The sequence below is a fragment of the Caenispirillum salinarum genome (assembly GCF_044803115.1).
In the GTDB taxonomy this organism is placed as follows: domain Bacteria; phylum Pseudomonadota; class Alphaproteobacteria; order Rhodospirillales; family Rhodospirillaceae; genus Caenispirillum; species Caenispirillum salinarum_A.
Map to the genome: position 1 here is coordinate 4,523,567 of NZ_CP085224.1, position 23,810 is coordinate 4,547,376.

22 protein-coding genes are annotated in these 23,810 nt (G+C 67.0%); 2 read left to right on the forward strand and 20 right to left on the reverse strand.

The features are described from left to right. From LG334_RS20945 to LG334_RS21025, 17 genes are all read right to left on the reverse strand, one after another. Nucleotides 1-1,281 (reverse strand): hypothetical protein, encoded by a 1,281-nt coding sequence (locus tag LG334_RS20945; RefSeq protein WP_404381168.1) that lies wholly within the window; start codon nt 1,279-1,281, stop codon nt 1-3. Further along, the gene (locus LG334_RS20950) at nt 1,281-4,784 is read right to left on the reverse strand and encodes a phage tail protein (protein ID WP_404381170.1); all 3,504 of its coding nucleotides are present in this window, start codon (nt 4,782-4,784) and stop codon (nt 1,281-1,283) included. The genes LG334_RS20945 and LG334_RS20950 overlap by 1 nt, the downstream gene beginning before the upstream one ends. Nucleotides 4,785-4,790: 6 nt before the next feature. Next, the gene (locus tag LG334_RS20955; protein ID WP_404381172.1) at nt 4,791-5,255 is read right to left on the reverse strand and encodes a C40 family peptidase; all 465 of its coding nucleotides are present in this window, start codon (nt 5,253-5,255) and stop codon (nt 4,791-4,793) included. Beyond that, the gene (locus tag LG334_RS20960; RefSeq protein WP_404381174.1) at nt 5,245-6,855 is read right to left on the reverse strand and encodes a DUF2163 domain-containing protein; all 1,611 of its coding nucleotides are present in this window, start codon (nt 6,853-6,855) and stop codon (nt 5,245-5,247) included. The genes LG334_RS20955 and LG334_RS20960 overlap by 11 nt, the downstream gene beginning before the upstream one ends. Continuing rightward, nucleotides 6,852-7,454, reverse strand: a complete 603-nt coding sequence (locus LG334_RS20965; protein ID WP_404381176.1) for a DUF2460 domain-containing protein — start codon at nt 7,452-7,454, stop codon at nt 6,852-6,854. Before LG334_RS20965 ends, LG334_RS20960 begins: the two co-directional genes overlap by 4 nt. A 27-nt stretch (nt 7,455-7,481) precedes the next feature. Next, the gene (locus tag LG334_RS20970; protein ID WP_404381178.1) at nt 7,482-9,971 is read right to left on the reverse strand and encodes a phage tail tape measure C-terminal domain-containing protein; all 2,490 of its coding nucleotides are present in this window, start codon (nt 9,969-9,971) and stop codon (nt 7,482-7,484) included. Between the two features lie 222 nt (nt 9,972-10,193). After that, nucleotides 10,194-10,631, reverse strand: a complete 438-nt coding sequence (locus LG334_RS20975; RefSeq protein ID WP_404381180.1) for a hypothetical protein — start codon at nt 10,629-10,631, stop codon at nt 10,194-10,196. A gap of 10 nt (nt 10,632-10,641) precedes the next feature. Beyond that, complete coding sequence (locus tag LG334_RS20980; protein WP_404381182.1) at nt 10,642-11,913, reverse strand: phage tail tube protein; 1,272 nt, start codon at nt 11,911-11,913, stop codon at nt 10,642-10,644. 28 nt (nt 11,914-11,941) lie between these two features. After that, a complete protein-coding gene (locus LG334_RS20985; protein WP_404381184.1) occupies nt 11,942-12,373 on the reverse strand; it encodes an acyl-CoA transferase in 432 nt (143 codons plus the stop codon). After that, a complete protein-coding gene (locus tag LG334_RS20990; RefSeq protein WP_404381185.1) occupies nt 12,373-13,032 on the reverse strand; it encodes a DUF6441 family protein in 660 nt (219 codons plus the stop codon). Before LG334_RS20990 ends, LG334_RS20985 begins: the two co-directional genes overlap by 1 nt. After that, complete coding sequence (locus LG334_RS20995) at nt 13,029-13,340, reverse strand: hypothetical protein (RefSeq protein ID WP_181266371.1); 312 nt, start codon at nt 13,338-13,340, stop codon at nt 13,029-13,031. The genes LG334_RS20990 and LG334_RS20995 overlap by 4 nt, the downstream gene beginning before the upstream one ends. Continuing rightward, nucleotides 13,340-13,675, reverse strand: a complete 336-nt coding sequence (locus LG334_RS21000) for a DUF2190 family protein (RefSeq protein WP_045449931.1) — start codon at nt 13,673-13,675, stop codon at nt 13,340-13,342. Before LG334_RS21000 ends, LG334_RS20995 begins: the two co-directional genes overlap by 1 nt. Nucleotides 13,676-13,760: 85 nt before the next feature. Continuing rightward, a complete protein-coding gene (locus tag LG334_RS21005; RefSeq protein WP_404381188.1) occupies nt 13,761-15,800 on the reverse strand; it encodes a prohead protease/major capsid protein fusion protein in 2,040 nt (679 codons plus the stop codon). Nucleotides 15,801-15,804: 4 nt separating this feature from the next. Then, a complete protein-coding gene (locus LG334_RS21010) occupies nt 15,805-17,325 on the reverse strand; it encodes a phage portal protein (RefSeq protein WP_404381190.1) in 1,521 nt (506 codons plus the stop codon). Then, nucleotides 17,325-17,534 (reverse strand): phage head-tail joining protein, encoded by a 210-nt coding sequence (locus tag LG334_RS21015; RefSeq protein ID WP_055460718.1) that lies wholly within the window; start codon nt 17,532-17,534, stop codon nt 17,325-17,327. Before LG334_RS21015 ends, LG334_RS21010 begins: the two co-directional genes overlap by 1 nt. A 1-nt stretch (nt 17,535) precedes the next feature. Then, nucleotides 17,536-19,539 carry a phage terminase large subunit family protein gene (locus tag LG334_RS21020; RefSeq protein WP_404381192.1) on the reverse strand — a complete coding sequence of 668 codons (2,004 nt, stop codon included), beginning with the start codon at nt 19,537-19,539 and terminating at the stop codon, nt 17,536-17,538. Then, entirely contained in the window at nt 19,487-20,047 is a 561-nt protein-coding gene (locus LG334_RS21025) for a hypothetical protein (protein ID WP_045449884.1), read from the reverse strand. Before LG334_RS21025 ends, LG334_RS21020 begins: the two co-directional genes overlap by 53 nt. A gap of 114 nt (nt 20,048-20,161) precedes the next feature. On the opposite strand from LG334_RS21025, the gene LG334_RS21030 reads away from it, so the two are divergent. Then, nucleotides 20,162-20,386: a hypothetical protein gene (locus LG334_RS21030; RefSeq protein ID WP_045449885.1), complete on the forward strand. Its 225-nt coding sequence runs from the start codon at nt 20,162-20,164 to the stop codon at nt 20,384-20,386. 98 nt (nt 20,387-20,484) lie between these two features. Then, nucleotides 20,485-21,030: a DUF3489 domain-containing protein gene (locus LG334_RS21035; RefSeq protein ID WP_404381195.1), complete on the forward strand. Its 546-nt coding sequence runs from the start codon at nt 20,485-20,487 to the stop codon at nt 21,028-21,030. A gap of 111 nt (nt 21,031-21,141) precedes the next feature. Here LG334_RS21035 and LG334_RS21040 read toward each other — a convergent pair whose 3' ends face one another. The 3 genes from LG334_RS21040 to LG334_RS21050 all read right to left on the reverse strand — a co-directional run bounded on the left by LG334_RS21040 (nt 21,142) and on the right by LG334_RS21050 (nt 23,516). Further along, the gene (locus LG334_RS21040) at nt 21,142-21,837 is read right to left on the reverse strand and encodes a hypothetical protein (RefSeq protein ID WP_404381197.1); all 696 of its coding nucleotides are present in this window, start codon (nt 21,835-21,837) and stop codon (nt 21,142-21,144) included. A gap of 87 nt (nt 21,838-21,924) precedes the next feature. Next, nucleotides 21,925-22,194: a hypothetical protein gene (locus LG334_RS21045; RefSeq protein ID WP_404381199.1), complete on the reverse strand. Its 270-nt coding sequence runs from the start codon at nt 22,192-22,194 to the stop codon at nt 21,925-21,927. Next, on the reverse strand, nt 22,191-23,516 hold the full coding sequence (locus LG334_RS21050; RefSeq protein ID WP_404381201.1) for a site-specific DNA-methyltransferase: 1,326 nt from the start codon (nt 23,514-23,516) through the stop codon (nt 22,191-22,193). Before LG334_RS21050 ends, LG334_RS21045 begins: the two co-directional genes overlap by 4 nt. Nucleotides 23,517-23,810: the final 294 nt, after the last annotated feature.

Genomic DNA, 23,810 nt, shown 5'->3' on the forward strand with positions numbered 1-23,810 from the left:
TCAGAGGACCAGCGAGCCGGCCAGCGTGAACCCAATCCCGGCGAGGGTGGCGTCGGGCGTTGATGGCGCGACCACGCTGAGCACCTGGCCGGGCTCCAGCACGGCTTCGCTGGCAGCGATGAAGGTGGCGCTCGTGGCGGCGGCGGCAAAGCGCATGGTGGCGCTGCTCACGCCATCGACCCGGATGTCGAAATCCGCACTCGCGGTTGCCGCGGCCTCGGCGCTGGCATGGCTGCCGGCAAGATCGATCTTCAGCCGGGTGCGTCGGGCTATCGGAATCCGCACGATCACCTCGTCCGCTGCCGGTTGCCCGGCCTTGTAGCCGCTGATGTCGGCCGGGGGATCGGCCGCATCCGCAGTCTCGACGACCTCGATGGCCAGCCACGTGCGCTCAAGGCCGCGCAGCTCCCCGGCCGTGCCGACATAGACCGCCAGCTCGAACCAATCGCCCGCCGATACCGGAAGAACCGCGCTCGACAGGTTGCGCATCTGGTTGGAGTAGCCGCTGTCGCCGCGCACGATGAAGGACCCACCGCCCAGCACGCTGTTGCCGTTCTTGCGTACCTCGACCAGCTGACTGGTCGGCGAGGTCTGCCACTCGATGTTGCCGATAATCCGTACCTTCGTCACCCCGGCTGGAATGGTCAGGCGGGAGGGCTGGCCGGCATCCCAGAATGCGTCGCTGTCGTACTCGGCGCTTTGCCAGGGCACGGCGACGTAGACGCCGGTCGTCGCGATGCTGAAATTGGTCGAGCGTCGGAGCAGCGCGCCCCGGAAGGGCAGCAGAGCGCGGTTGAAGATGCCGACGCCTGTGGCGCCCCACGCGGCTCCATCGAACTGGAGCACGTCGCCGTTGGCGGCGCCGGCGATGGAGACGTCGGTGAGATCCCCCAGCGCGCCAGCGCCGCCGCCGACCCCGTAGAGGTCGCCGCCATTGCCCTGAACCAGCACCGTCGCGCTAGGGGCGATGACGACCTCTGCGCCGGAGCCCGCATATTTGGCGCGGACGTCCTGGCCGCCGCTGGTGGCATTTCGGATTGCAAGCCGCCGGTGATTGGCGGGCAGTGTCAGGGTCCGGGACGCCGTCAGCGTGCCGGTGAGGATGATCAGGCCGTTACGGTTGGCTTGGGTGCCCGTCAGCGTCAGGTTGGCGTCGGCCATCGCCACCGACAGCGCCTGATTCATGGCGTTGTCGAGGGCATCGACCGCGTCGTTGATCGTTACCTCTTTCTGGTTCTGGGCGGCCGCGACATGGGTCACGGCCAGATTGGGGCTGGGCATCAGTTGAACTCCAATGTGACGGTGCGCGGGAAGCCGCGGCCCGCGACGGCGCTGATTTGGAAGACGGTGACGGTCAGGGACGACGGGACGACACCGAAGTCGGCGAGGATGTCGGCATTGGCGTAGACGACGTTCGGGTTCGTCGCGGAGAGCGTCCGCTTCACCGTGCCGCCCGGGGTAGAGAGGATGTCGATCTCGTAGGCCTCGGAGGTCTCGCCGAGCGGGACGAGGCCGGTGCCGTCCTTCAACTCGCCACCTATCCGGGTCCGTCGGACCCAGGAGAGACTGATGTTGGCCGGATTGCCGGTCAGAGCCGCCTGCACGTTCCAGGGCGCGTAGGGCTTGAGGTCCCGGCCGGTATGGCTAGCGACCAACGTTTCCGCATCCTCGAAGATCGTGCCGAAGCCGACCGCCCGCCAGGACCGGGGGAGATCGAGATCGCCGAGCGAGGTGACCATGGTCTCGACATCGTCGGGGTCGAGGAGGACAAACAACTCGCCGGCCTCGTGCCCGTCCACGAAGACATCGGTGCCACGTCGGCCCCGCAAAAGCCCGGACAGGGTGTAGGAGCCGTCCGGGTTCAGCGTCACGTCGCGGAACTGGATGATCTCGGGCTCGCCGTTGGCTTTGAGCACGAGGGCCGCATTGGCGCCGCTGAGCATCGAGTCCTGTGTGACGCTCTCCAGCTGCTCGCCGCCGGTGGTCATGAACACCGTGAGGCTGTTCGTCTCATCGGTCGCGAACGGGGATGTCGGCGTGCCGAGGGCATTTGCCGTGGCGCCCCAGGCCGCCTCGCTCAGGGATCGTCCGACCTGTGCCCACGCCGTGCCGTCGGCGCTGCGGTAGAGAGAAGCGCCGGGCCATCCCGGGCCTCCGAAGCCACCCATGAGGTAGTAGATCCGCGAACCCGACCCGCCGGTGTCATCGGTGTCGCGCAGCAGGGACAAGTCCGGCAGGATCAGCCGCGTCGCGGCCTGACTGCCGACGATTTGGACCGGTTTACCGGAGCCGCCATCGGCAGCCACGTTGGAGACGTAGGTGGCGGCAGCCTCCGAAATCCCTTTCACGGCGAGCGAGAAATCGGCCCCGACATCGAGACGGGTGATGCGGGTCCGGAAGGTCGAGCCCGAGGCAAAGACCACGTCCACGACATCGGTGGGATCGAGGCGCAGCCAGTCGGCCGGCAGTTCTGCTTCGTACGCGCTGCGTTCGATCCAGGCACTGTAGAGCGTCTTGGCGGCGATCTGCTTGGCCGTCGTCGCATCCAGCGCAAGCGCCAGCTCCACACTGGACTGGTTGCGCGAATGCATGGTGGGCAGCGGCAAGGAGGTGCGTTTTTCGCTCTGCGTGCCCTGCTGGTAGTCGGCGCCGCGATCCATGTAGACGACGCTGATGCGTTCCGGCAGCTCGACCTCCTGCGTGCGCCGCTCACGCCAGCTCTCGCCGGTCCGCTCATCCAGCGGCAGCAGAAGATCCGCATCGATGGTCGCGGCGGGCGGTCGTCCCCGCGTCCGGAACCGCAGCGCATCGTCGCTTTCCGCAGCGTCGAAGAAATAGGCCTGTGCCAGCGGCTCGATGGCGCCCCGCACGGTGGTCTGCCGCCCGATGACATAGCCGGGAACCGTCGCCCCGAGATCGGCGACGTCGATATCGGACAGACCAAGGCCGGCACGGGCGCAAAGGTCTGAGACGATGCCGGAGAGCGTCTCTCCACCACCGCCGCCGCGATTGAGGAAGAGCTTCGCCCAGCCCTGGCTGCCGCGAACCAGGTGCGTGTCGGTGACGGCATCGTAAACCTGAGCGCCGCCTTCGCTGACAGCGCCCGGCCAGATCTCATTCAGCACCAGAGCGCCCGTGGCGGTGTCCAGCTGGATGACGCGCGTACCCCGCATCAGCGTCCAACGCTGGCCGCGTAGGCGGCTCTGACCGAAGTAGGGCCCCTCGTAGTTGATCTGGATCGGAACGACCGTCTTCCAGACGATGCCGGTGTCGCTCCGCCATTTCAGCGTATAGATCGCGCCGGGCGATCCCCCGTTCGAGATGCGCGCCTGAAAGATGACGCTGTCGTCGGTCGTGTCGTAGGTGAGCCCGCCCGCGCTGCCGTAGAAGCCGGTGGCGCCGCTCTCGACGTCCGACGGCGAGAAGGTGGCAACCTTCTCGAAGGTGACGCCGAGGGATTGGCCGGTGAGGCCATCGTACCCTGCCAGCGCGGAGACTCGCAGGCGATAGAGGCCGAGGCTTCCATGGTTCGTACTCGTCCCGCTGCCAAGGATCCAGCCATCCCCGAAGCCTTCGCCGACCGCACCACCAATGACGCCTCGAACGCGAGGCTCCGTGACGCTCTGCCCGGCGCCCCAGACATAACCCATGGTGTCGGCGCGAATGAGTCCGACGTCGTCGAAGAGCGATCCGGTGAGAACGAAGTCGACCCGGCCAGAGGGGCCGTAAGCGGAGACCATCCCCATCCATGTCGTGGCGACGAACCGCAGGGTCGAATTGGTCAGGCCGCTGCTGGTGGAGCCGAATCGGCCGACTTCCTTGAGCGCGTTCGGTTCGATGCGCAGGATCGGTCGTGAGTTGCTCGATCCGGTCACGACATAGAGGTGGCCGTCCTCGCCGCAGAACAGCGTGCTCGGGAAGTTGTTCGGCGTGACGCCCGTGATGTCCGTCATCCGCGCCTGCCGGTCTTCTTTCATGGTCCGTAGGCTGAAGCGGCGGATCCCGGCCTCGGCGGCGTTGACGTCGCTGTCCAGGAAGTAGCCGTATCCGCGTCGCCAATCGACGGCCAGGTCGTCGATCTGGTAGGTGCCGAAATATCCACCTTCGCCCGTCGTGATGAAATCGAGCAGCTGGTAAGGCTGCTGCGCCGCCCGCTGGTAGGTGATCTCGGCCGTGATGTTCGGGATGCGGTTGCCGAAGTCCGCGAGCGCCAGATCTTCGAAGACGATGGTGGCAAGACCCCGATGGGCGGGCGCGCGGCCCGCGCCAACGTGCGTTTCGATAAGCGGATCGGCCAGCTGATCCTCCGCGCCGGAATGGAAACGGAACTTGAGATCCGGTTTGGCGACGTCGGGGCTTGCGCCGGTCTTGTCGTAGATGAGTTTGCCGTCCGCCCAGATCCGAAGCACGTCCTCAGCCGGCCCTTCGCCGAAGCTGAGGGCGAAGGACGCGAAGTACGAATACGTGACCGAGGTCTGGGTGGCTCCGCCGCCGCCCTTACCTCCTGAGCGGGTCCGGGTGACGTTCTGCTGCTCGCGGATGCCGGAGGACCAGATCATGTTGCCGGCCATGCGCAAGGTGCCGTAGCCGATGGCGATCGATGCGCCATAGGCGGACGAGGAAACGGTCAAGTCTCCGAGACGGGGACCCTCGGTTGTGACGTTCTGCCCCTTGGCGGGAAACAAGAGGCTGCCGACCACCGAGCCGACGAGCCAGCCGGCTTGCCAGCCGAGGCCGACCGCGGAGCCGAGCGCGGCCCCGCCCACTGCGACGAGAATGGCCATGGGAGGTCAGGATCCGGGAGAGCGAAAGCGAAATGCGAACTTGATCTTGGCCGGCCATTCGCCGGCATAGGATTCCTCGATCACCTGCCTGCGCGTGGCGTGCGCGTGCAGGAGATGCGGCCGTCCGAGCCGTTCCGTCAGAAAACCGCAATGGCAGGGATACGCCTGATCAGCGAAGACGAGGACGTCGCCAGGCTTCGCTTGCGTGACGGCGATGCCGTCCATGTGCCCGCGAAAGTGTTCGACGAAGCCCTGTCCCTGCGCGCGGCGCCCATAGGCCGTGCTGTCGTGGTCGGCGAGTTCGAGCGCCCGCGCGACAAGGACCACGAGCCCCGCGCAATCAACACCGGCGCGACTGCGCCCCTGGTGCCGCCAGGGAACACCCAGCCAGGTCCGGGCCTCGGCGACGATCGCATCGGCCAGATCCCCGATAGCGGTGGCGGTCGGTGATGGTGGACGGTCAGCGCGCATCGGGATAGCTCATCATGGCGTCCTGACCGGGCACGTAGGGTTCGCCGCGAAAGTTCAGGACGTTGGCGAACCGGTCGATGCAGGTGTCGAGCCGCTTGTCGCAGCCGGGATGAACGCGGAAGGCGTCGCCGGGCTCAATCGCGTAGCCCATCGGCAGGAACAGCTCGATCCGCCCGCTGCCTTGGGTCCAGCCCTTGACCTCGATGGAGCGACCGGCATTGGCGCCGGTCTCCCAGGTCAACACACCGCCAGCAAACCAGCCATCGGCGGCTCGCGGTTCATCGAGCGTGGCATTGAAGACGGCCCGGTCGGTGACTGCCGTCACGATGCCACACCGGCTCCAGGCTTCCTCGGCATCGAAAACCGCGCCACCATCGGCGGTTTGCCCGCCGACGATGGTGTCAAAACTCGGCTGCTGCGCTGCAGTCGTGCCGGCGGTCACACAGCGATAGACGCGGTTCTCGAAATCAGCGGAAGTCGGTACCGATGCCGTCGTGTCCGTGATCGTCGCCCCGACGGCATCGAAGGCCGCGTTCGACTGGCTGCCGGCCGCGAGATGGTGCAGGAGCCGGAAGCGGAGAAACCTGGTCCCCACCGGCAGCTGGCCCTGCGAAACGCCCCGCGGAACCCAGCTGTCTTCGGGCAGGATCACCTCGAAGCCCGTGTCGAGAAGCGTTGAGAGCAGGTTCGACGAGCCGTCCAGAGCTTCGACGACGACCCGCCCCAGATCGTCCGGGAACGAATTCGCCCGGCTCACCGATGCGTCCAGCCGGTAGGCGTCTCCGTCGATCTGCAGTGGATCCAGCCCCGAAGCAACGAGGTCGATTGATTGGGTCAGCTCGCCCGATGCCGAGCTTCCGCCTTCCAGGTAGAAGCTCCCGGCCGCAGGCGCCAGGCTGCCGTTGCCAGCGTCGTGCACGTCCCAGTCGCCGGACATCTTCGTCCATCCGGTGGGCGTGAAGCTGGAGCCATCGCCGGCACCATCCGCCTCGAAGCTGCCGTTGACGATCGGCAGCGCGAAGCTGACCGGCGTGCCGGTCGTGCGCACGCGCACCACGTCACCGACGGAGTACGCCGTCGACCGGGCGATTTCTGGCGGATTGACCGGCACCTTGCAGCGATGATCTCCGAGATCGGCGCGGCATTCCGGGCTGTAGAGTTCGCCGATGCGTTGCTGCAGCGCTTGGGTCATGCCGCGCAGTTCGGTCCGGAAAATACCCTGCTCGGTCAGCACGACCTCGCCGAACCAGCCGCGGCGCATCCGAAGAGCACCCATGGCGGGGTCCGCCCAGTTGACGAGGAAGATCCGCACCTCGGCCTGATCGAAGAGCCCCGCGCGCAGCTCCTCCTCGGTGATCGACGCGCTGTCGAAGACGCCCTCGACGTCGAGATTGTCGACGCTCAGGCTCGCATCGTTGGCGATGGCCGTGCGCGAATAGCCGGAACTCGCCTTGTAGACCTTGCCTTCGAACGACAGATCGCGGTCGTGGTCGGTGAAGAAGAACTCCTTACCGTCCAAGCGCGAGATGCGCCAGCAGGTGGCGAGCGTCGACACCGGTCCGGCGAGATGCGCCGCGAGGGCTGCCGAAGTCGATTTCATGGTCTGATCTCCAGCACTGGGATCTGGCCCCAACTGCCGAGCTGATAGGTTTCGATCGTGAGGTCCATCTGATCGCTGTCGAAGCGGACGGGCACGTCGAACTCGAAGTCCGCCGTCACCTGGACGCCGGATACGGGGGCGACGGTGAAGGTCACGAGCCCGGTCGCCGTGTTGACGCTCCAGCCAGAGACCGCCTCGACGCCGTCGCGGTAAATCTTCACCGTTCCGGGAACGGGCTTGGTGATGACCCGGGTTTCGACCTCGCCGCCGCTTGCGTAGGTCTTCACGAGCTGGAACGTCTTGCTCGCGCCGTCGCCTTGCCCGATCAGCTGGGCCAGCGCCTGGTAGTCGGTCCAGTCCTTGAAGCGGAAGCCGTAGGCTCGCCCGCGTCGCGCGCGAAAGAAGGCGATGAGGGCGGCCACCTGATCGCGTTTCTTCAGGCCGTGCGCCACGTTCCATTTGCCCCGCGCGGCGGCCCAGTTGGCGTTGCGCCGCTCGTGTCCCGAAACCGTTGTCACCACGGTGGTCGAGTAGCCAGGGCCGCCGGACGCCCCGTAGGAAATGTCCGGCGGGAACTGAACTTCGTGAAAGCCGCTCATCTATCGATCCGTCAGAGATTGCCCAGTTCAGAGATTACGTCGGGCCCGCTCCATGGCGCGGGCGGCGTCGGCGGCGATCTGCCCTTGCGCGTAGCGAAAGCTGCCCGCGTCCGGGGTGGAGATGTTCATCACCACGTTGACCGGTGGACGGGTTTCGCGTGCGGCGCCGATGGCGGCGAGCTGAGCCCGTGACAGCACCATCTCACCGCGCTGCAGGATCGCGGGCACCTCGTCGGCACGAAGCCCCGCGAGGCCGCCGTCGTGGAAGCGCGGCGCACCCGCAAAGGCGAGTGCCGGGACGAGCCGCTGCTGAGCGGTCCCCCCGGCGACGCCGCCTTGATGGAATATGCCGGCGAACAGCCCGCCTCCGCCGCCGAACAAGCCGCCGAGCAGTCCTCCGCTGCCTCCGCCGAGCGCATTGGCCAGCGGCCCTAGGATCGCGGAACGAACCGCGATGCGGGTGATGTCGGCGAGGATGCTGTCAGCGAGCGCCTTGAAGTCGATTTTGCCACCGGTCACGAAGTTGGCGATGGCGTCCTCGGCGCTGCGAAAGGCGCTGGTGAGAGCGCTGCCGAGACCCTTGCCCCAGTCCATCGCCTCGCTGGCATAGCGGGACAGCTCCTCGCGAACCGCCGCCCAGCCGGTTGCCGCCTGCGTGGCCGCCGTTGCCGCCGCCTCACCGGCGGCGCGGCTTGCTTCCGCGGCGCGCGCGGCGGAACCGGCCGAGCCTTCGCCATCTCCTGCGGCGTCGCCCCCGGTGCCGCCAATGGCTGCAAAGGCTTCATCGAGGCGCTCCGTCGCCCCGGCCGCATTGTCGATTTCGGTATTCGCGCCCGCCATGGCCTCCCGGAGCGCCGCGATGGACGCGAGGGGCGCGCCTGCCAGCTCTCCCAGCGCCGTCGCCGTCTCTCGTGCACTGTCGGCGGCAGCGCGCGCATCCTCGGCGAAAGCCGAGAGACCGAAATCCGGCGTCGCGAAGGTATCGGTCTCGAACGCGGCGGCGAAGGCGTCACGCGCTGCATTGCCAGCCCGGCTCGCGGCGCCCGCAAACTCGTTCTCGATCCGGCCAAGATCGACGTCCGGCACCAGCTCGATGGCCCGCTCGATGCCGATCGCAGCCAGACCCGCATTGACGCCTTCGAGGAGGGCATTGATGGCGTCGACCGCGCCGTTCAGCATCGACTCCAGCCCGGCGATCAGCGCGTTTGCGGCCTGGATCGTCAGATCGCCGATGGCCCGAGGCAGGTTGCTCCAGACGACGACCATCGCATCGAAAGCGCCCTGAAACGTCCCGATGGTGCGATTGCCGAAGGTGACGACGGCCTCGAGCGACGCCTGCAGTGCGTCGGCGATGCTCGCTTGAATGCCGCTCCAGGCGGCGTCGATGCGCGCTTTCAGGACGCCGGCCAGCAGTCCGATCCTGTCCCAGACCTCGGCGGCCACGTCACCCAGCAGGCCGAGCGCAGCGCCGAAGCCGCCGGTCGCCTGCACCAGCCGACCGAACTGGTAGATCAGCTCACCCGCCGCCACGATGAGCGCGCCGATACCGGTTCGGATCAAAGCGCCGCGTAAAAAGACCAGCGCGGTGGCGAGGCCGCGCACAGAGGCGGCGGCAACAATCATGCCGGCAACCCAGCGCCCGGCAATGAAGGCGGCGAAGGCTGCGGCGATCGAGGCGAGGCGGCCGATGTTGTCGAACAGACGCCGGATCGCCTGCCCGAGCGGGCCGGTCGTGCGTGTGATTGCCGCCAGCGCGTCGGCCACGGCTTCGAGCGCCGGGGCGGCGGCAACGGCAAGCTGGTTCGACAGCCCGCGCCAGATCAGACCGAGGCGGGAGATCGCATCGTTCGTCCGCTCGATCTGATCGGCGTCCTGCTCGGAGACGACCACGCCGAAGTCGCGAACGTCCTGTGTCGCCTGCCGAAGCGTCGTCGTGTCGATCCGGGAGATGGCGATGCTGCCTTCCTCCCCGAACAGCTGCCCAGCCACCGCCGCACGCTCGGCCGCGGGCACGAAGTCCTCGATCGCCTGATTGATACGACCGACACGCTCATCCAGCGGCAGGGCCAGCAAGGCCGATGCCGAAAGCCCGAGCCGTTCGAGCGCCGCGACGGCAGGACCGGTCCCGGCGGCCGCCTGGCTGAGGCGGCGGGTGAGGTCCTTGGTCGCCTGCTCGATGCCGGACATCGAGACGCCGGCCAGTTCGCCGGCGCGTTCGAGAACCTGAATGCTCTCGACGGTGGTCCCGAGCGACTGGGCGAGCTTGGCCTGTGCGTCGACGACCTGAAGGCCGGAGCGGATCATGGCCGCAGCGCCCGCGGCGAAGGCGGTCGCTGCGGCGGCAGCCGCGATCTGCACGCGCCGATAAAAGGCCGCGACACGGCTGTTCGCGGCGTCCATCTCCCGCGATAGCCGACGGAAGCCTTGCTCCCCTGCGTCGCCGATGCCCTGCAGCTCGGCACGGACCTCGCGCCCTCCGACCACGGCAAGGCGAACGGAGACGCGTTTCTCAGCCATCTTGATCAGTCCTGATTTGCGCGTTCAGTCCGCGCACCATCATGCCCTCCACCTCGGGCAGCAGTTCCGCGCAGACGAGGGTGTCCACTCCAAGCGCATGCGCGCAGGCGAGCGCGGCCGTCATGTCGAGGCCGAGGACCGCACCGGGGACGGCGCGCAGTTGCCCCGTGAGCCGTTTGGCGAGATCCCAGACCTGCCAGCCTTCGATCGTCTGCGGACGATTCAGGACGGCGGGGCATTCGCTGCAGGTGCCGCGACAGGATCGGCAATACTGGTCGCCCCCGCTGAAATGCCATTCGGCGAGGGCGCGGAGCCGTTTTTTTCCACTTCCAGCAGAAGGCCCTTGGACACGTAGCGGACCTGGAAGGCCTCGAAGATCGGCAGGATGTCCAGGAGCGCGTCGATGCCTTCCGGTGTGACGGGCACCGGATTGCCTTCAGCGTCGCCCACCCCCTCCCATTCCAGCACGACCAGCCGTGCCAGGGCCTTGGCCATGGTGACCGCGATGGTCTCGTTCGACGCGCCTTCAGGCAAGGCAGCCACCGCCGGATCACTGCGGGCGGCGGCCATGAGCGAGGTGGTCAGGGGAGCGACGCGCACGCGCACGTCATGTCCGAGGTCGAGCCAGATCGGCTCGCGCGACAGGTTCAGGCGGATCATGGGAATGGCCTCAGGTGTAGCTTGTGACGTCGTTCAGGAGGTGAGCGCGCAGCATCGTGCCTTCGCTGTCATCGTAAGCGGCGCGCCAGTCGAAGCTCGCCTCGACCCCGCCGGGGCCGGAGACGGCGTATTTGGGCTTGGGCAGGAAGACGCGCGGCAGCTCGAAGCGCAGCGCGTAGCCCTCCGGGAAGGTGAACCCGTATTCGAGCGCCACGGGATCGCCATTGGCGGCCTCGACCACGAGCGTTGCACCATCGAAGCGTACCGACATCGATCCTTCCGCTGAGGCGAACGTGGGATCGGCCGCCTCGATCTTGCCGTCCTCGCGGATGACTCGGACGCGTTCGAGATTGTTGGAGAAGGTCAGACTGCCGCCCGTGACGCCCGCGAGCGCCGCACCGCCGCGTCGGATGAAGCCGCGCCCCTGGCTGAAGCGCCGGAGCGCGTAGGCCGTCGGATTGGCATCGACCGTCGCCGAGAAGCGTTCCTCGCCTTGGGCCACGAGCTGGAGACGGGCATTTGCCGGTCCCTCCTGGCCCATCTCGAAGTTCAGGCTCTCCATCACCGTGCCGAGGTGACGGAAGAACACCGGCGTCGTGAGCTTCGGATGGCCGACCTCGATCGTGTAGCTCGGGATGTCGTCGGCGCCGCTCTCCCAGACATGGGCGTAGCCGCCGCCGGTCAGGGTCGCCGCCGAAGCTGCCGCGGCAGAGGCAGAGATCGTGAAGGCGTTCCCGGTCGGCCCGACGACATCGAATGCGATGACGAGGGTCTGCGTGCTCGTCGGCCGGGAATACGTGCATTTGGCGATTTCGGGATCGCCCGATGCGTTGAGGTCGCTGACCAGCTGATCGACGGTCTGCGTGACCGTTCCCTGGATCTGCGTCTCCTCTGCGCCGGCCGTACCGGAGACAAACGTCCAGACCGTACCGTTCAAGGTGATCGTGTCGCCCGCCGTGGGATTGACGGCGAAGACGATCGAGCCGCTGGCGTTCGTGGGCGTGGTCACCGGGTCTCCGAACAGGCCCGTCAGCCAGAAGCCCGTTCCACGCAGGTCGAGCGGGATGTCGAGCTGGCCCTCGTCGGTGATGAGGCCGCGATAAGGATCCTGCGCATTGCGCCCGCGTCCGAGCAGCGGGTCGTCCCCGAGCGGCTGGGCCGAAGAGAGGTCGGTCGATTTGAAATCGAGGCTCTGATAGCCGGTGAGCGGCGCGACCCCGTAGCTTGCCTCCCGGCACGCCTTGAGGGTGGCGTCCGCGCCATATGCGCGCGCCTTGGGCATGGATGACTCCCGTCTTGTCGTGGTTGGGTCAGGCGGTGAGCGGATCACTCACCAGGTATTCGATCGTGACGATGATCCGGGCGGTCAGCATCGGCGGCGCTCCGTCGAGAGCGAGCGCACCCGTTTCCGGGGCTGACGGCGTCAGGTTCTCGGCGAGGCCGCCAAGCGTCTCATCGACACGCAGAGCGGTCCCGATTGCACCCAGCAGCTGATCGAGCGCCGATTCGCCGCCGCCGCTGGGATCTCGCGGCACATAGACTTCGAGCTCGACCCGGTGCGCGTAGAACTCGGTGCGGGGATTGAGGGTGATGTCGGGTTCGCCGGGCTCGCCATCGCGCATGATGACAAGACCGGCGGCGGGCACCTTTTCGGGAAGCACCTCGTTGCGCCGCACCGGCGCCGCCAACTGCCCCGCGAGAACAGCCGCGAGTGCGGCGAGGATCTGTTCACGTCGAGACATCAGCGGCTCTTGTCCTCATCAGAAATCCAGTTGCGCACGACCAGGCTGGGTAGCCGGCTCACCCAGCGATCGGCGGCGCCGGCCACCTCGAGGCGCTTGGCGAGGGTGACCTGTGGAACCAGGATGAACATCGGAACGGTCACCAGTCCTCGGCCCGTCCGGAGTGCGGAAGCGCTCGCGCGCGAGAAGCCACCTCGCTTGCCTGTCCGGGCACGCATCCCGTCGGCCACGAGGAGAGAGGGGCCGCTTCGTCGGTAGACGAAGCGCAGCCGTTGCCCGGTCCGCCGCTCCAATCCACCCGGCGTGATCTTCCGGCCGCCATCCCCGTAGCGGCCAGCGGCCGCCGTCGGGATCGCGAGGAAGAAGCCGCTTTTCGAGCGAATGGTCGCGCCTTCCTCATAGATGCGGATGATGCCTGGCGCCTTGGACCAGACGAGACCCGCCGCCCGGATGCTGTCCTCGCCCTTGGGAAAGACCTCGCCCCGCCAGGTGCGCGCCAGCCGAGCACCCAGCCCCGCCGAGGTGACCTGCGTCCGGAGCTCGGTCTTCAGCCCGTCGGTGGCTTGAGTAATCCCAATGGTAACGGCCTTCTCGGCGGCCTTGACCTCGTCGGACATCAACTTGCCGAGATCGCCGATCGTGGTGACCGAGAACCTCATGCCTCGCGCAGCTCCGCCGTCCAGATCAGTCGCTCCGCGTCCCGGCTCGGTTCCCCCTGGACGACATAGGAGACACCGTCGAACTGGAACCCGTCGCCTTCGGCGAGACTGGGCGCATCGGCGACGCGAATGTCGAGCAGCGTCGTAGCGGCATGCAACCGTGTCTCGCCGAATTCGAAGACCCGGTCGGGCCGGCGCAGGACGACCCGGACGGAGACGGCACTGCCGCCCTTTGGCGTGTAGGTCGCGTCCCGCGCCATGTTCGGGTCGGCAAACAGCGACTGGAACGCAGCGGCGATGGCCGACATCAGAAGCTGCCATTCAGGCGAACCCGCCCGATGACGTCACCGGCGCCACCGGCGACGGCTTCGGTCGCAACACCGATCAGCGTGTTGGCGGTGGCGGTCTTCGTCGCTTCCTTGTTGGTGTTGTCCCAGTAGACCTTGTCGCCCGCGGCCCATGCCTGGGAGGCCACCTTCTTCAGGTCGAAGACGCCGACGAGCGACGCCTCGACGGTCTCGCCGAGGGCAGCGCTGCCCGCCGCCACGCCAAAGATGGAGCCGACGAGCAGGCCGTCGCCGGAAACGACGGCGTAGGGCGCGGTCAGGGTGATGGTGTTGCCGGGCTGGACGTAGTTTTTCATGGGGAAGATCCTCTTGGAAAGGCGAAGGGCAGCCCGTCAGGACCGCCCATCTCGTCGGGGTTCAGGTGTCAAAGACGGGGCCGGATCAGGCGCCCGGGTTCTTGTAGAGGCCGCGCCAGTCGATCGCCTTGGCGCCAAAGTCGAGGCGGCACTTGATCTCGACCCCGTCGACATCGAAGCCATTGCGCGTCTCGATGTAGGCGCCCTGTTGGCCTTCGAGATAGGCGTACTCGATCGTGTCGATCTGGTTGGGGCTGGCGGCCAGATACCAGGCGGTCTCGCTGGCGGCATCGAGACGCGGCTCGGCGATCGGCGCGAGCGTGCGGATCGACTGGGGCACCACGTTGCCGCTCGCCGCGGGCACGAGGTTCTGCGCGACCAGCTGCTCGGCCTTCAGTTCCAGAGATGCCGGCACGATCAGGAAGGCGGGTCGGATGTTGAGCACCGTCTTCTTGTCGAGCCCGGTCTGCTTGGCCATCGCCGCCCTAGCCGCGCCGACGCTGGTGACGTCGAGCGCCGCACCGGTGCCCGCGAGGTTCTTGTGGGTGGTGTGGAACAGCGCGTTGCCATCGGCCATGGCCGGGTTCGAGGTGATGATGCCCCAGACCACGTCCGACTCCAGCTGGGCGATGGAGTTGCCGTACATCGCCGGGATCCGGGTGAAGGCGTCCAGATCGTCGTTGATCAGCACCTGCCGGGTGATGGCGACGACCCGGCCGTAGGTCTTCACGCGGTAGCTTTCCTTGCTCTCCCCGAGCGTTCCGCGCTTGAACTCGCCGCTCTCGCCAACCTCCAGCAGCTGCGGCGCCTCGCCGAGCTGCACCCGGTGCATCGCCTTGAAGTCGGTCGCTAGCACTTGGCGGCAGAAGAGCGCGAAGGTCCGCGGATAGGCATCGTAGGCCTGGCGCAGGGTCTTGTTGGTGACGGCCGCGAGGATTTCGGGGAAGTCCGAGGTCGAATGCAGCGCGCGCGTCGCCACCTCGTCACGCGAGAGCCCCCGCGTATTCACCCCGGCATTGCCGAGGCTTTCGCGGGCAAGTTCCAGCAGCGTCATGCCGCGATACTGACGCGCAGCGTCCTCAAGCGGGAACAGCGTCGGGCTGTACCGGTGCAGCAGCGCATTGGCCACGGCATCGCGGCGGGTGATGCGCTCATCCCGGCCGCCGAGCGGGACGGAGACATGCGGAAAGGTCCGGGTCTCGTCCGACCTCAAAGCGACCTGATCGAGGATCAGGCGACGCGCTTCGTCGAGACCAGTGCCGCGCTTGACCAGATCCTCGGCGAAGCCGCGCTCGAGGTTCAGGCGACCAGCCAGATCGTAGATGGTCGAGACACGCTCACGTTCGGCTTCGCGGGCGCGGTTCGCTGCAGCCTCGGGATCCGGGGTATCGGGCCTTGCAGTCTTCGGACGCGCGCGGGTCTGCGTGTCGGCCGCGCTCGGGGGCGTGTCGGTCATGGTGGTCTCCTCGGTCGCTGCCGTTTCGCTCGTCGGGTCGGCCACGACCTCTTCAGTCGGGGCCGGGGTCTGGGTCTTTTCCGTCATCGGGGATGCTCCTTGCGGGTTGGAGGGCGCGTCCCGGCGGTGAAGGACGCAGGTTTCAAGAGGGCTCTGGCTGCGGAAGCCCGCGGCGGGGTCGGCCCCGACCGGGACCGCTGAAATCTCGAAGGGGGTCCAGTCCACCGCCCGCCAGAGCTCCCGCCCGCCGTCGGGCTTGGAGATGTCGAAGCGATGGACCTGGTAGCCGATGGAGACCGCGCGGATGTGCCCGGCCTGGATGTCGCGCCAGATCGGCTCGACATCGGCGCGCTCGCTGATGCGGACCTGCGCGATGCCGCGGCCGTTCTCAATCCGCGCCGAGCCGGGCACCACCGAGCCGATGACGGCGTCGAGCGTGTCGATCTCATGCACCTTCAGGAACGGCGCGCCCGCGTTCAGCCGGTCGAGCCGGACATGGGCGGGGTCGAGGCTGAGTTCCTCGTCATAGGGCTCGCCGAAGAAGCTCGCCCGCCGGACGCGCGCGCCCGCCGACCAGATCACCTCGACGGTGCGTGCGTCGGCATCGACGGTGTTCGGCGCAAGCTCCGCCGACCGGCGAAGCGCCGGCAGTTCGATCATCGTGTCCATGAAGTCAGTCCTGTTGGGCGGTGTCCGGCTGCCCCGAGTCGGGTTCCGGATCGGCTGCCGAATCGCTCGATTGCGCGCTGCCGGTCTTGGTTACGCGGCGGGGGTCGCTGTCGAGCACGAGCCCGAGGGCGTCGAGCTTGGCGTTGGTCGCGGCGATCTCCGCCAGCACGGCGTCGGGATTGCGGCCCTGCCGAGCGATCACCTCGGCCAGTGTCATCGTTCCCGAACGGATCGCCAGAAGGTTCGCCATCGCGTCCTTCTGCGGATCGACCGCCTCGAACTTGGGCGGCGACCATTCGACCGGGACGTCCGGCGTCGGAATCTGTCCCGCGGCCCATGCGGCCTCGGTGAACCAGCGCCAGACCGGGGTGCAGAGCATCGGAATGAAGAGCTGCCACTGGACAGCGTCGATCATCCGGCGGAACTCGACGAGCCCCGCCCGGATGGAGGAGTAGTTCACCTGGCTGAGGTCGCCGGTGAGTAGCTCGTAGGGCACCCGGAACCCCGCGGAGATGGTATGCAGGCTTGCGCGCTTATATTCGCCATAGCCGCCGGTGGCGGCCGGCTGGTTGAAGCGGATGTCCTTGCCGCCGCGGGCATAGGCGATCAGTCCTGGTTCGAACTGCTCGACCCGGTTGCCATCGGCGTCGACCACCGCCGGAGCGATGCCCTGCTGCGCCTCGTCGTCGCCGAAGACGATGGCGGTGACGCAAGCCTCGGTCTTCTTGCGAACGATCTCGGCCACCTCGTAATCGTCGAGATCACGAAGGGCGCGGATAACCGGCGCGCCCCAGGGAACGCCGCGCGCCTGCGTGCGCTGCTTCTCATAGACATGCGCGATCTCGCTAGCCGGGACCGGCCGGCTCTGCAGGCCGTTTTGCAGGGCGCCATAGGCGTCGCCGGGATGCTCGGCGTGGAGCCAGTAGGCCCGGCGCCTGCCGAGCGGATCGAACTCGATCCCCTGCATGAGGCGGCCCGCACCGAGCGCGCCGGATTTGGTGGCGTCGAGGAAGTCGGCCTCCAGCACCTGCAATTGCAGCGGGACGGCAAGGCCGTCCGCAGCGCGGCGCAGGCGACGGCGCACCAGCACTTCGCCGGCCTCGACCATCTCACGGCAGATCAGCGTCTGAAGCCCGTAGAAGTCGAGCTGGCCATCGGCGTCGCACTCCGCCGTCCAGCGCTCGAACAGCGCGTCGACGCGGCGGTCCAGCGCCTCGTCCCCGCTGGCGGCACGCGGCATGATGCCCGCGCCAATGATGTTGTTCACCAGCACCGCCACCGCCTTGGCTGCATGCGGGTTGTTGCGGACCAGGTCGCGCATGCGGTCGCGCAATAGCGCCCCGGCCACGCCGATCTCGGTGTCAGCCGAGGATCCTGGTGCACGCCAGCCCTCCGTGCGGCGTCCTCGCGCGGCGCCCTCGTAGCTGCGCGCGAGCGTCTCGAAGGCCTGTCGCGCCAGGACACGCCGCGCGGCGGCCCGAGGGGCGACCGAAGCGATGGCGCGGTCGAACCAGTTCACCGTCATCAGCGATCCCCGCGCGAGAAGCCAGCGAGTCCGGCGATCGGAAGCGGCCGCCCCACACTCGCAATCGCGCGTTCGATGGTGCGGATGCGGGCGAGCAGATCCTCCGCCGAGCCGTAGTCCACCGACTTGCCGTCATAGCTGACGCGGGTCGTGCCGCTGGCGTAGGCCCGGCGCAATGCCGAGAGCTCGGCTTCGGTCCAGTCGGTCATTTCAGAACCATCCTTCCCGCCGCCCGATCCAGTCGGAACGGCGCTTGCCTTGGGGTGCCTGTCCCGGCCGGTGGATCTGCCCGGCGGGATAGCTGTCGGTGGGCGTCGCCCCGAGCTGGTCCTCGAGGTCGCGCCATTTCTCTTCGGGCCAGCGGTCGGCGCCCGCGATCCAGGCGGCCGCGCGGGCGTAGACCCGGCAATCGAGTGCCTCGTTGCGCTCGCGCAGCTTCTGCCATTCGAGCTTCGCGAAGCCGCGCTTCGTGCGCACCGTCACAAGCTGTTCAGCCACGACCTGCTTCAGCCACTCGCTCTCGACCCATGTCGGCAGGTGGATCGTGCCGGGCGGGAACGCCGCGCCCTCGTCACGTTCCTCGGCCGTCGGGCGCTCCAGCCGCAGGAAGCGGTAGGTTTCGGCCTTGAAGGTCGAGACGGCCACCGTCCAGAGCCGGGCGCCGCGACGCAGGCGCTTCCCGCCCTCGGTTGCATCCACGAATGTGGGGCCGGAGACCGGGCTGGAGCGATTGAAGCCTTCGAGCCCCTTGACTGGCGCGATCTGTGCAAAGCCGACTTTGCGCGACCAGGCGTAGACGGCCGGGGCTTCGTAGCCCGTGTCGATGGCGAGCCGCGCGATCCGAAGGTGCGCTCCGTTTTCATGCGGCCACGACCGGTCGAGGAGTGCCGTCAACTGGTCCCAAGCATCATGCCGGTCCGGCCCGCCCTCGATCACGACGTGATCGACGAGCCAGCTCTCAAGCCCTCGGCCCCAGGCCCAGACATCGACCTCGATGCGGTCCTTCTGGACATCCGCGCCCGCCGTCAGGAACAGCCCGCCCGCTGGCACCGTGCCTGGCTGCCACGCCTCGCGGCGATCGTAGAGCCGCTGCCAGTCCGGCGCCTCTCCGGTTTCGATCCATGTCTCGCCCAGGATAGTGTTGCGGAACGCCTTGATCGCCTCGTCGGAGCCTTGCGCTGCCTCCCAGCTGCGCGCAATCCGTGACCAGCTGAGCCAGCCGACAGGTGAATAGAGCGCCGAGAGGTGGTAGCCGACCGTGGTGGGATCAGCGGCGACAGCGGTCGCCCGCCATTCGCCGCGCTCCAGCATCGCCGTCTTGTGGTGCTCCGCGACGGCTCTGTCGCAGCCTTCGCAGATATATTCTGCAGTCTCCGGCTTGCCCTTCTGCCAGCGCAGCCGCTCGAACTTCAGCCACTGCATCGCCCCGCAATGCGGACACGGCACGAAATAGCGCCGCTGGTCGGACGCCTCGAACTCGCGCTCGATGCGGCTGAGCCCCCGGATCGTCGGCGTCGAGACCAGGAACACCTTGCGCCGGTGGGCGAAGGTCAGCGACCGCGCCTCGGCCAGGGTCACCGGATCGCCTTCCTCGTCGGCCGAGGCCGGATAGGCATCAACCTCATCAAGGAAGATGTAGCGCGCCGGGGTCGAGCGCAGACCGACCGCCGAGTTCGCGCCCGTCATGATCAGGATGCCGCCCGCGAACTCCTTGGACAGCATCGTGTTCCCGGCGTCGCGGGATCGGGCCGGTTTGACCCGCTCCCGGAGCTCGGGGCTTTCGTCAATAAGCGGGTCGATCCGCTGGCGCGAGTTGCGCTTGGCCAGTTCCACGGTCGGCTGGACCGCGAGCATGGGGCCCGGGGCCTGATGGATGGCGAAGCCGATCCAGTTGTTGCCAGCTTCCGTCGCACCGACCTGCGCGGCCTTCATGAACACGATCCGTTGCGCCGCGTCACCGGGCGACAGCCGGTCCATGATCTCCCGCATGTAGGGCGTTCGCATTGTGCGGTAGCGCCCCGGTTCGGCCGAAGCGCGGGACGCCAACATCCGGTGCCGGTCCGCCCATTCCGAGACGGTGAGGTCGGGATCCGGTCGGATCCCGTTGCCCCAGGCGCGCAGGATCTCAGCAGCGCCTTCGAAATCCCTCAGGCCATATTCGTCACCGGAATTCGGGCCGGACCTCGGCGAGTTCGTCGAGGTGGGCGCGTACATGTTTCTCCAAGGCCTTCTGCATGGTGGCCGCCTCCACGCCGAGTTCGGCCGCCATCAGCGCCGCCGCGCGCGCCGGCCAGTTCACCCAGGCATCGCGCTCCTCGCGTGCCAGCCGGAACACGACCGCAACCGCCCGGGCGCGGTCGACGAGTTCTCCCTTGAGCTTCTGAAGCCGGATGCGCCGCTCCTGGGCCTTCAGCACCTCATTCGCGGTCTTGGCCTGCAGGAAGGTCGTGCCGCTGCCGACGGGTGGCGCGGCAAGCCCTTGTTCCCGCAGAGTGTCGCCAACGGCGGACACGGCCGCGTCGGGGACCGGCTTGAGCTTAGATGCCGTGGTGCGCCGGGACTTCGACGGGTCCGTCATCGCCGCCCGGCGTGCATCGCTCGCCTCTGCGTCGATGCTGCCATCCTCATGGAGGACCAGCCGTCCCGCAGCCTTCGCCTTCTGAATCGCGCCCCGCGAGAGACCGACGCGCGCGGCGTATTGGCGCTCGCTCAGCCCCTGCATGGCGTTCTCCGATTATTGTTCAGATTCAGGCGCTTATCGAGTTGATAAGCGGTTCGGACAGAGCGAACGTGGCTTTCAAGACCACGCTGCAACTCGCCACGAGGAGCCATAGAGATGACTCGACGCGCCACCGACAACTCGAAGGCACTCGACGCCTTCATCGCCGCCAAGCTGGAGATCGACAGCATGCTGGAACGCCTCAAGGCGCTCAGCGACGACCACTTCGAAACCAATCCCGACGAGATCAACTGGGGCCATGTCGGCTCCCTGAGCCACTACCGCGACAAGCTGCGCGAGATCACCGACATGGCGTTCCGCGAGGGCGAGCACGCCGGGTGAAAACCTGCACCATCCTGAACTCCGGCCGCGCCGTGCCGCGCGGCTTGGGGTCGTAGAAGGGCCGCGACGGTCGCGGTTCACTCCAAGGAGACGACCCCATGACCAAGCTCACCGACACGCAAGCCGTAATTCTCAGCGCCGCCGCTCAGCGCGACAGCTACAATGTCCTGCCGCTTCCCGGTTCCCTGCGCGGAGGCGCCGCCACCAAGGTGGTGGAGACGATGATCACCAAAGGTTTCATCGAGGAAGTCGATGCCGACATCCGCAAGGGGGAGCTTGTCTGGCGCGAGACCGGGGACGGTCACGGCACCACGCTGGTGGCGACCTACGCAGGCCTCGCTGCTATCGGCATCGAGCCCGAGGGCACCAGCACCGCGCCTGAAAGCGCGCCGGACACCCCCGCCGAGCAGACGGAAGCGCCCAAGGCGCGGATACCGCGAGAAGGCACCAAGCAGGCCACGCTGATCGCCATGCTTCGCGCGCCGGGAGGCACGACCATCGCCGAGATTGTCGCGGCCACCGGCTGGCAGCCGCACACAGTGCGCGGCGCGATGGCGGGCGCGCTTAAGAAAAAGCTTGGTCTAGAAGTGGTCTCGGAGAAGGTTGATGGCCGCGGGCGGGTGTACAGCCTGCTGCGCGAATGACGCCGTATCCCACGGCCGGTCCCGATCCCGCCGTCCCGCAAGGGGCGGCGGCTGTGGTCACTTCCCAGTCGCCTAAAGCGGCGCGTCGAATTCATATCGGCCTGTGAGCACTCACCGACCGTGGAAGCCTACAATAACGGCGTAGTAGCGAGTGGCATGACCGTTCTCGCCTAGCGCTTTGGACCCGTCATCTTCGATTTCGATGGCTGTGGGAACGAAGCCTTCGTGTGCGCTCATCAGCGGATTTAGGGAAAACGTGAAATCTGGCCAATCTCGCTGGAATTCCTTCAGCTCCTTGGAGATAGCTTTCTCGATCTTGTCGACCTTCTGCTTCAAGCGCTCGACCGTAATGTCCTTTGCCCCGCCTGCCACGTGGACTTGAAACACGGACGCTGCTCGCACTTGCGCTGCATACTTTGGCTGCAAGGACTCGATCACGTTCGCCATCTTCTCAAGATCTTTGCGGATCTTGGAGATACTCTTGCCAACACCAATCTTAACCTCAACCAGCGCAAGCGGGAATAGATCGGAGTTGGTGACCGCGATATCGGAACGTTGCGCCCCCAACTTCCTGCGTGGCTTCCAGCCTTTCCGCTTGGTCAATACATTTACGAGGTGACGATTAATTTTTTCAACTCTCACCTCGTGCCCTTTGGCGAGGAAGGCCCTCGCGATATCTGCAGTCAGAATGTACTCTGTCTTGATCGGTCCACCGTGGTACTCAGTCAGGTGAGCCATGAAATCCGTTGTTCTTCTTTTTCCATCTTGAAGAATTTCAATAAATTCCGACTCAGAAATCTGGTTCATTTCATCTCCGCGGTACCGGACTGCGCTTCGTGTTGCGTTGGGGGCAGGGGACAATACCGAACATGGACCACTGAAACTAGGGACAGGTCATGAGAGATGCCAATTTTGCTCTGACGACTTAGTTGTTCTAGTGCATGGGCCGTTTCGAACCCGGATCTCCTCGAACAGCCGCCGCAGCGCGTAGGAACGTCCAATGCTGACCACCGTGAAGATGGCACCCATCATGAGGTTCTGCGCCAGCGTCGTGTGCAGACCGAAGATCGGGAAGATCAGGATCTGGGTCACCACCGCCACGCCGTAGCCGACGGCGACGTTGGCAAGGGACTCGACGAGTGACATGGCGCGGCTCTGTTTCATGCTGCATCCGTTTCGGCTGAAGCAGGGCTGAGCCGCTCGGCCTTCACTTGCGCAAAGGTGCGGCCATCACCATCCAGAACTGCCTCGCGGCCCGTGTCTGCCTGCCATCGATCCACGGCGACATCGACATAGGCCGGGCTGATTTCCATCGCGAAGACGCGGCGCCCGTTGGCTTCGCCCGCCATGATCTGCGAGCCGGAACCGGAGAACGGCTCGTAGCAGAGCCCGCCACGGGCGACGTGCTGGCGCATCGGGATCCCGAACGCGTCGAGCGGTTTCGGCGTCGGGTGGTCGGGGCGCTCATCCTTGGCGAAGGACGGCATTTCCCACGTCGAGGGCAGCGTCTCCTCGGCGACCTTCGGCGGCCGGTTCGGGCGCCTCCAGCCCATGAAGCAGGGCTCGTGTTTCCAGAGGTAATGGGACCGGGTGAGCACGCCGCGGTCCTTCACCCAGATGATCTGCTGATGGACGAAGGCGCCGGCCTTCTCCCAGCACGCTTCCAGCATCGCTTGGCGGCGGGAGGCGTGCCAGCAGTACCAGGCGGCGTCCTCGGTGATCGCTTCGGCCACGGCCGCGGCGATGAAGCCGTCGTAAAGCTCCGCGCCTTGCGAGCTGTCGTCCCAGGTGACGCCGTAGGATTGGCTCCAGTCCTTGTTCCGCGTCGGGTGGTTGGAGCCGTCGTAGTCGACCAGATAGGGCGGGTCGGTGGCGAACAGGACCGCGCGCTCGCCGTTCATCAGACGGCGGACATCCTGATGGTTCGTGCTGTCGCCGCAGAGCAGCCGGTGATCGCCGAGGATCCATAGATCGCCCTTGCGCGAGGCCGGATTGCGCGGCGGCTCGGGGATGGTCACGGGCGGAACCGAGCCGCCAGCCCCGCCGTCTTCATCGTCTGCGTCCGGGTCGAGCGCGAGGAGCTTGTCGAGTTCGCCGTCAGAGAATCCGACCAGCGACAGATCGAAGTCCTCGGCCAGCAGTCCCTGCAGCTCGGCGGACAGCAACGCCTCGTCCCAGCTTCCGAGTTCCGTCAGCTTGTTATCCGCGATGCGGTAGGCCCGGCGCTGCGCCTCGGTCAGATGACCGAGCACGATCACCGGCGCCTCGGTCAGCCCGAGCTGCGTGGCAGCCAGAACGCGGCCGTGGCCCGCGATCAGCTCCCCGTCCTCGGCCACGAGGCAGGGCACGGTCCAGCCGAACTCGGCCATGCTGGCGGCGATCTTGGCGACCTGGTCCGCGCCGTGCACCTTCGCGTTCTTGGCGTAGGGCTGGAGGCGCGAAAGCGGCCAGGTCTCGATCCGCTCGGGGGCGAAGCTCAGCGTCATGGGTCGGATGGGTCCGTGGATCGAAGTGGACACCTGTGGTCCTGGACTCCGGAGGCCGCGCTGGACTCCGTGCGGGGTCCAGCGGGCGCGACGGGCGTCCGACCATCAGGCGCGTGTTCGTTGGTGGTTTCTCGGGATTGGCGTGGATCCGGATACCGGGTGGCTTCCCAAAAATCCGGCCCTGTCGCTGGCGATCCATCGCGCCTCGCCCGCCAGCATACGATTTCCGCCAGGAAGGACCCGTGAACTCGTCTGGAAGCGGGACCAAGGCCGCGACGCGCGCGCCTCTCCCGA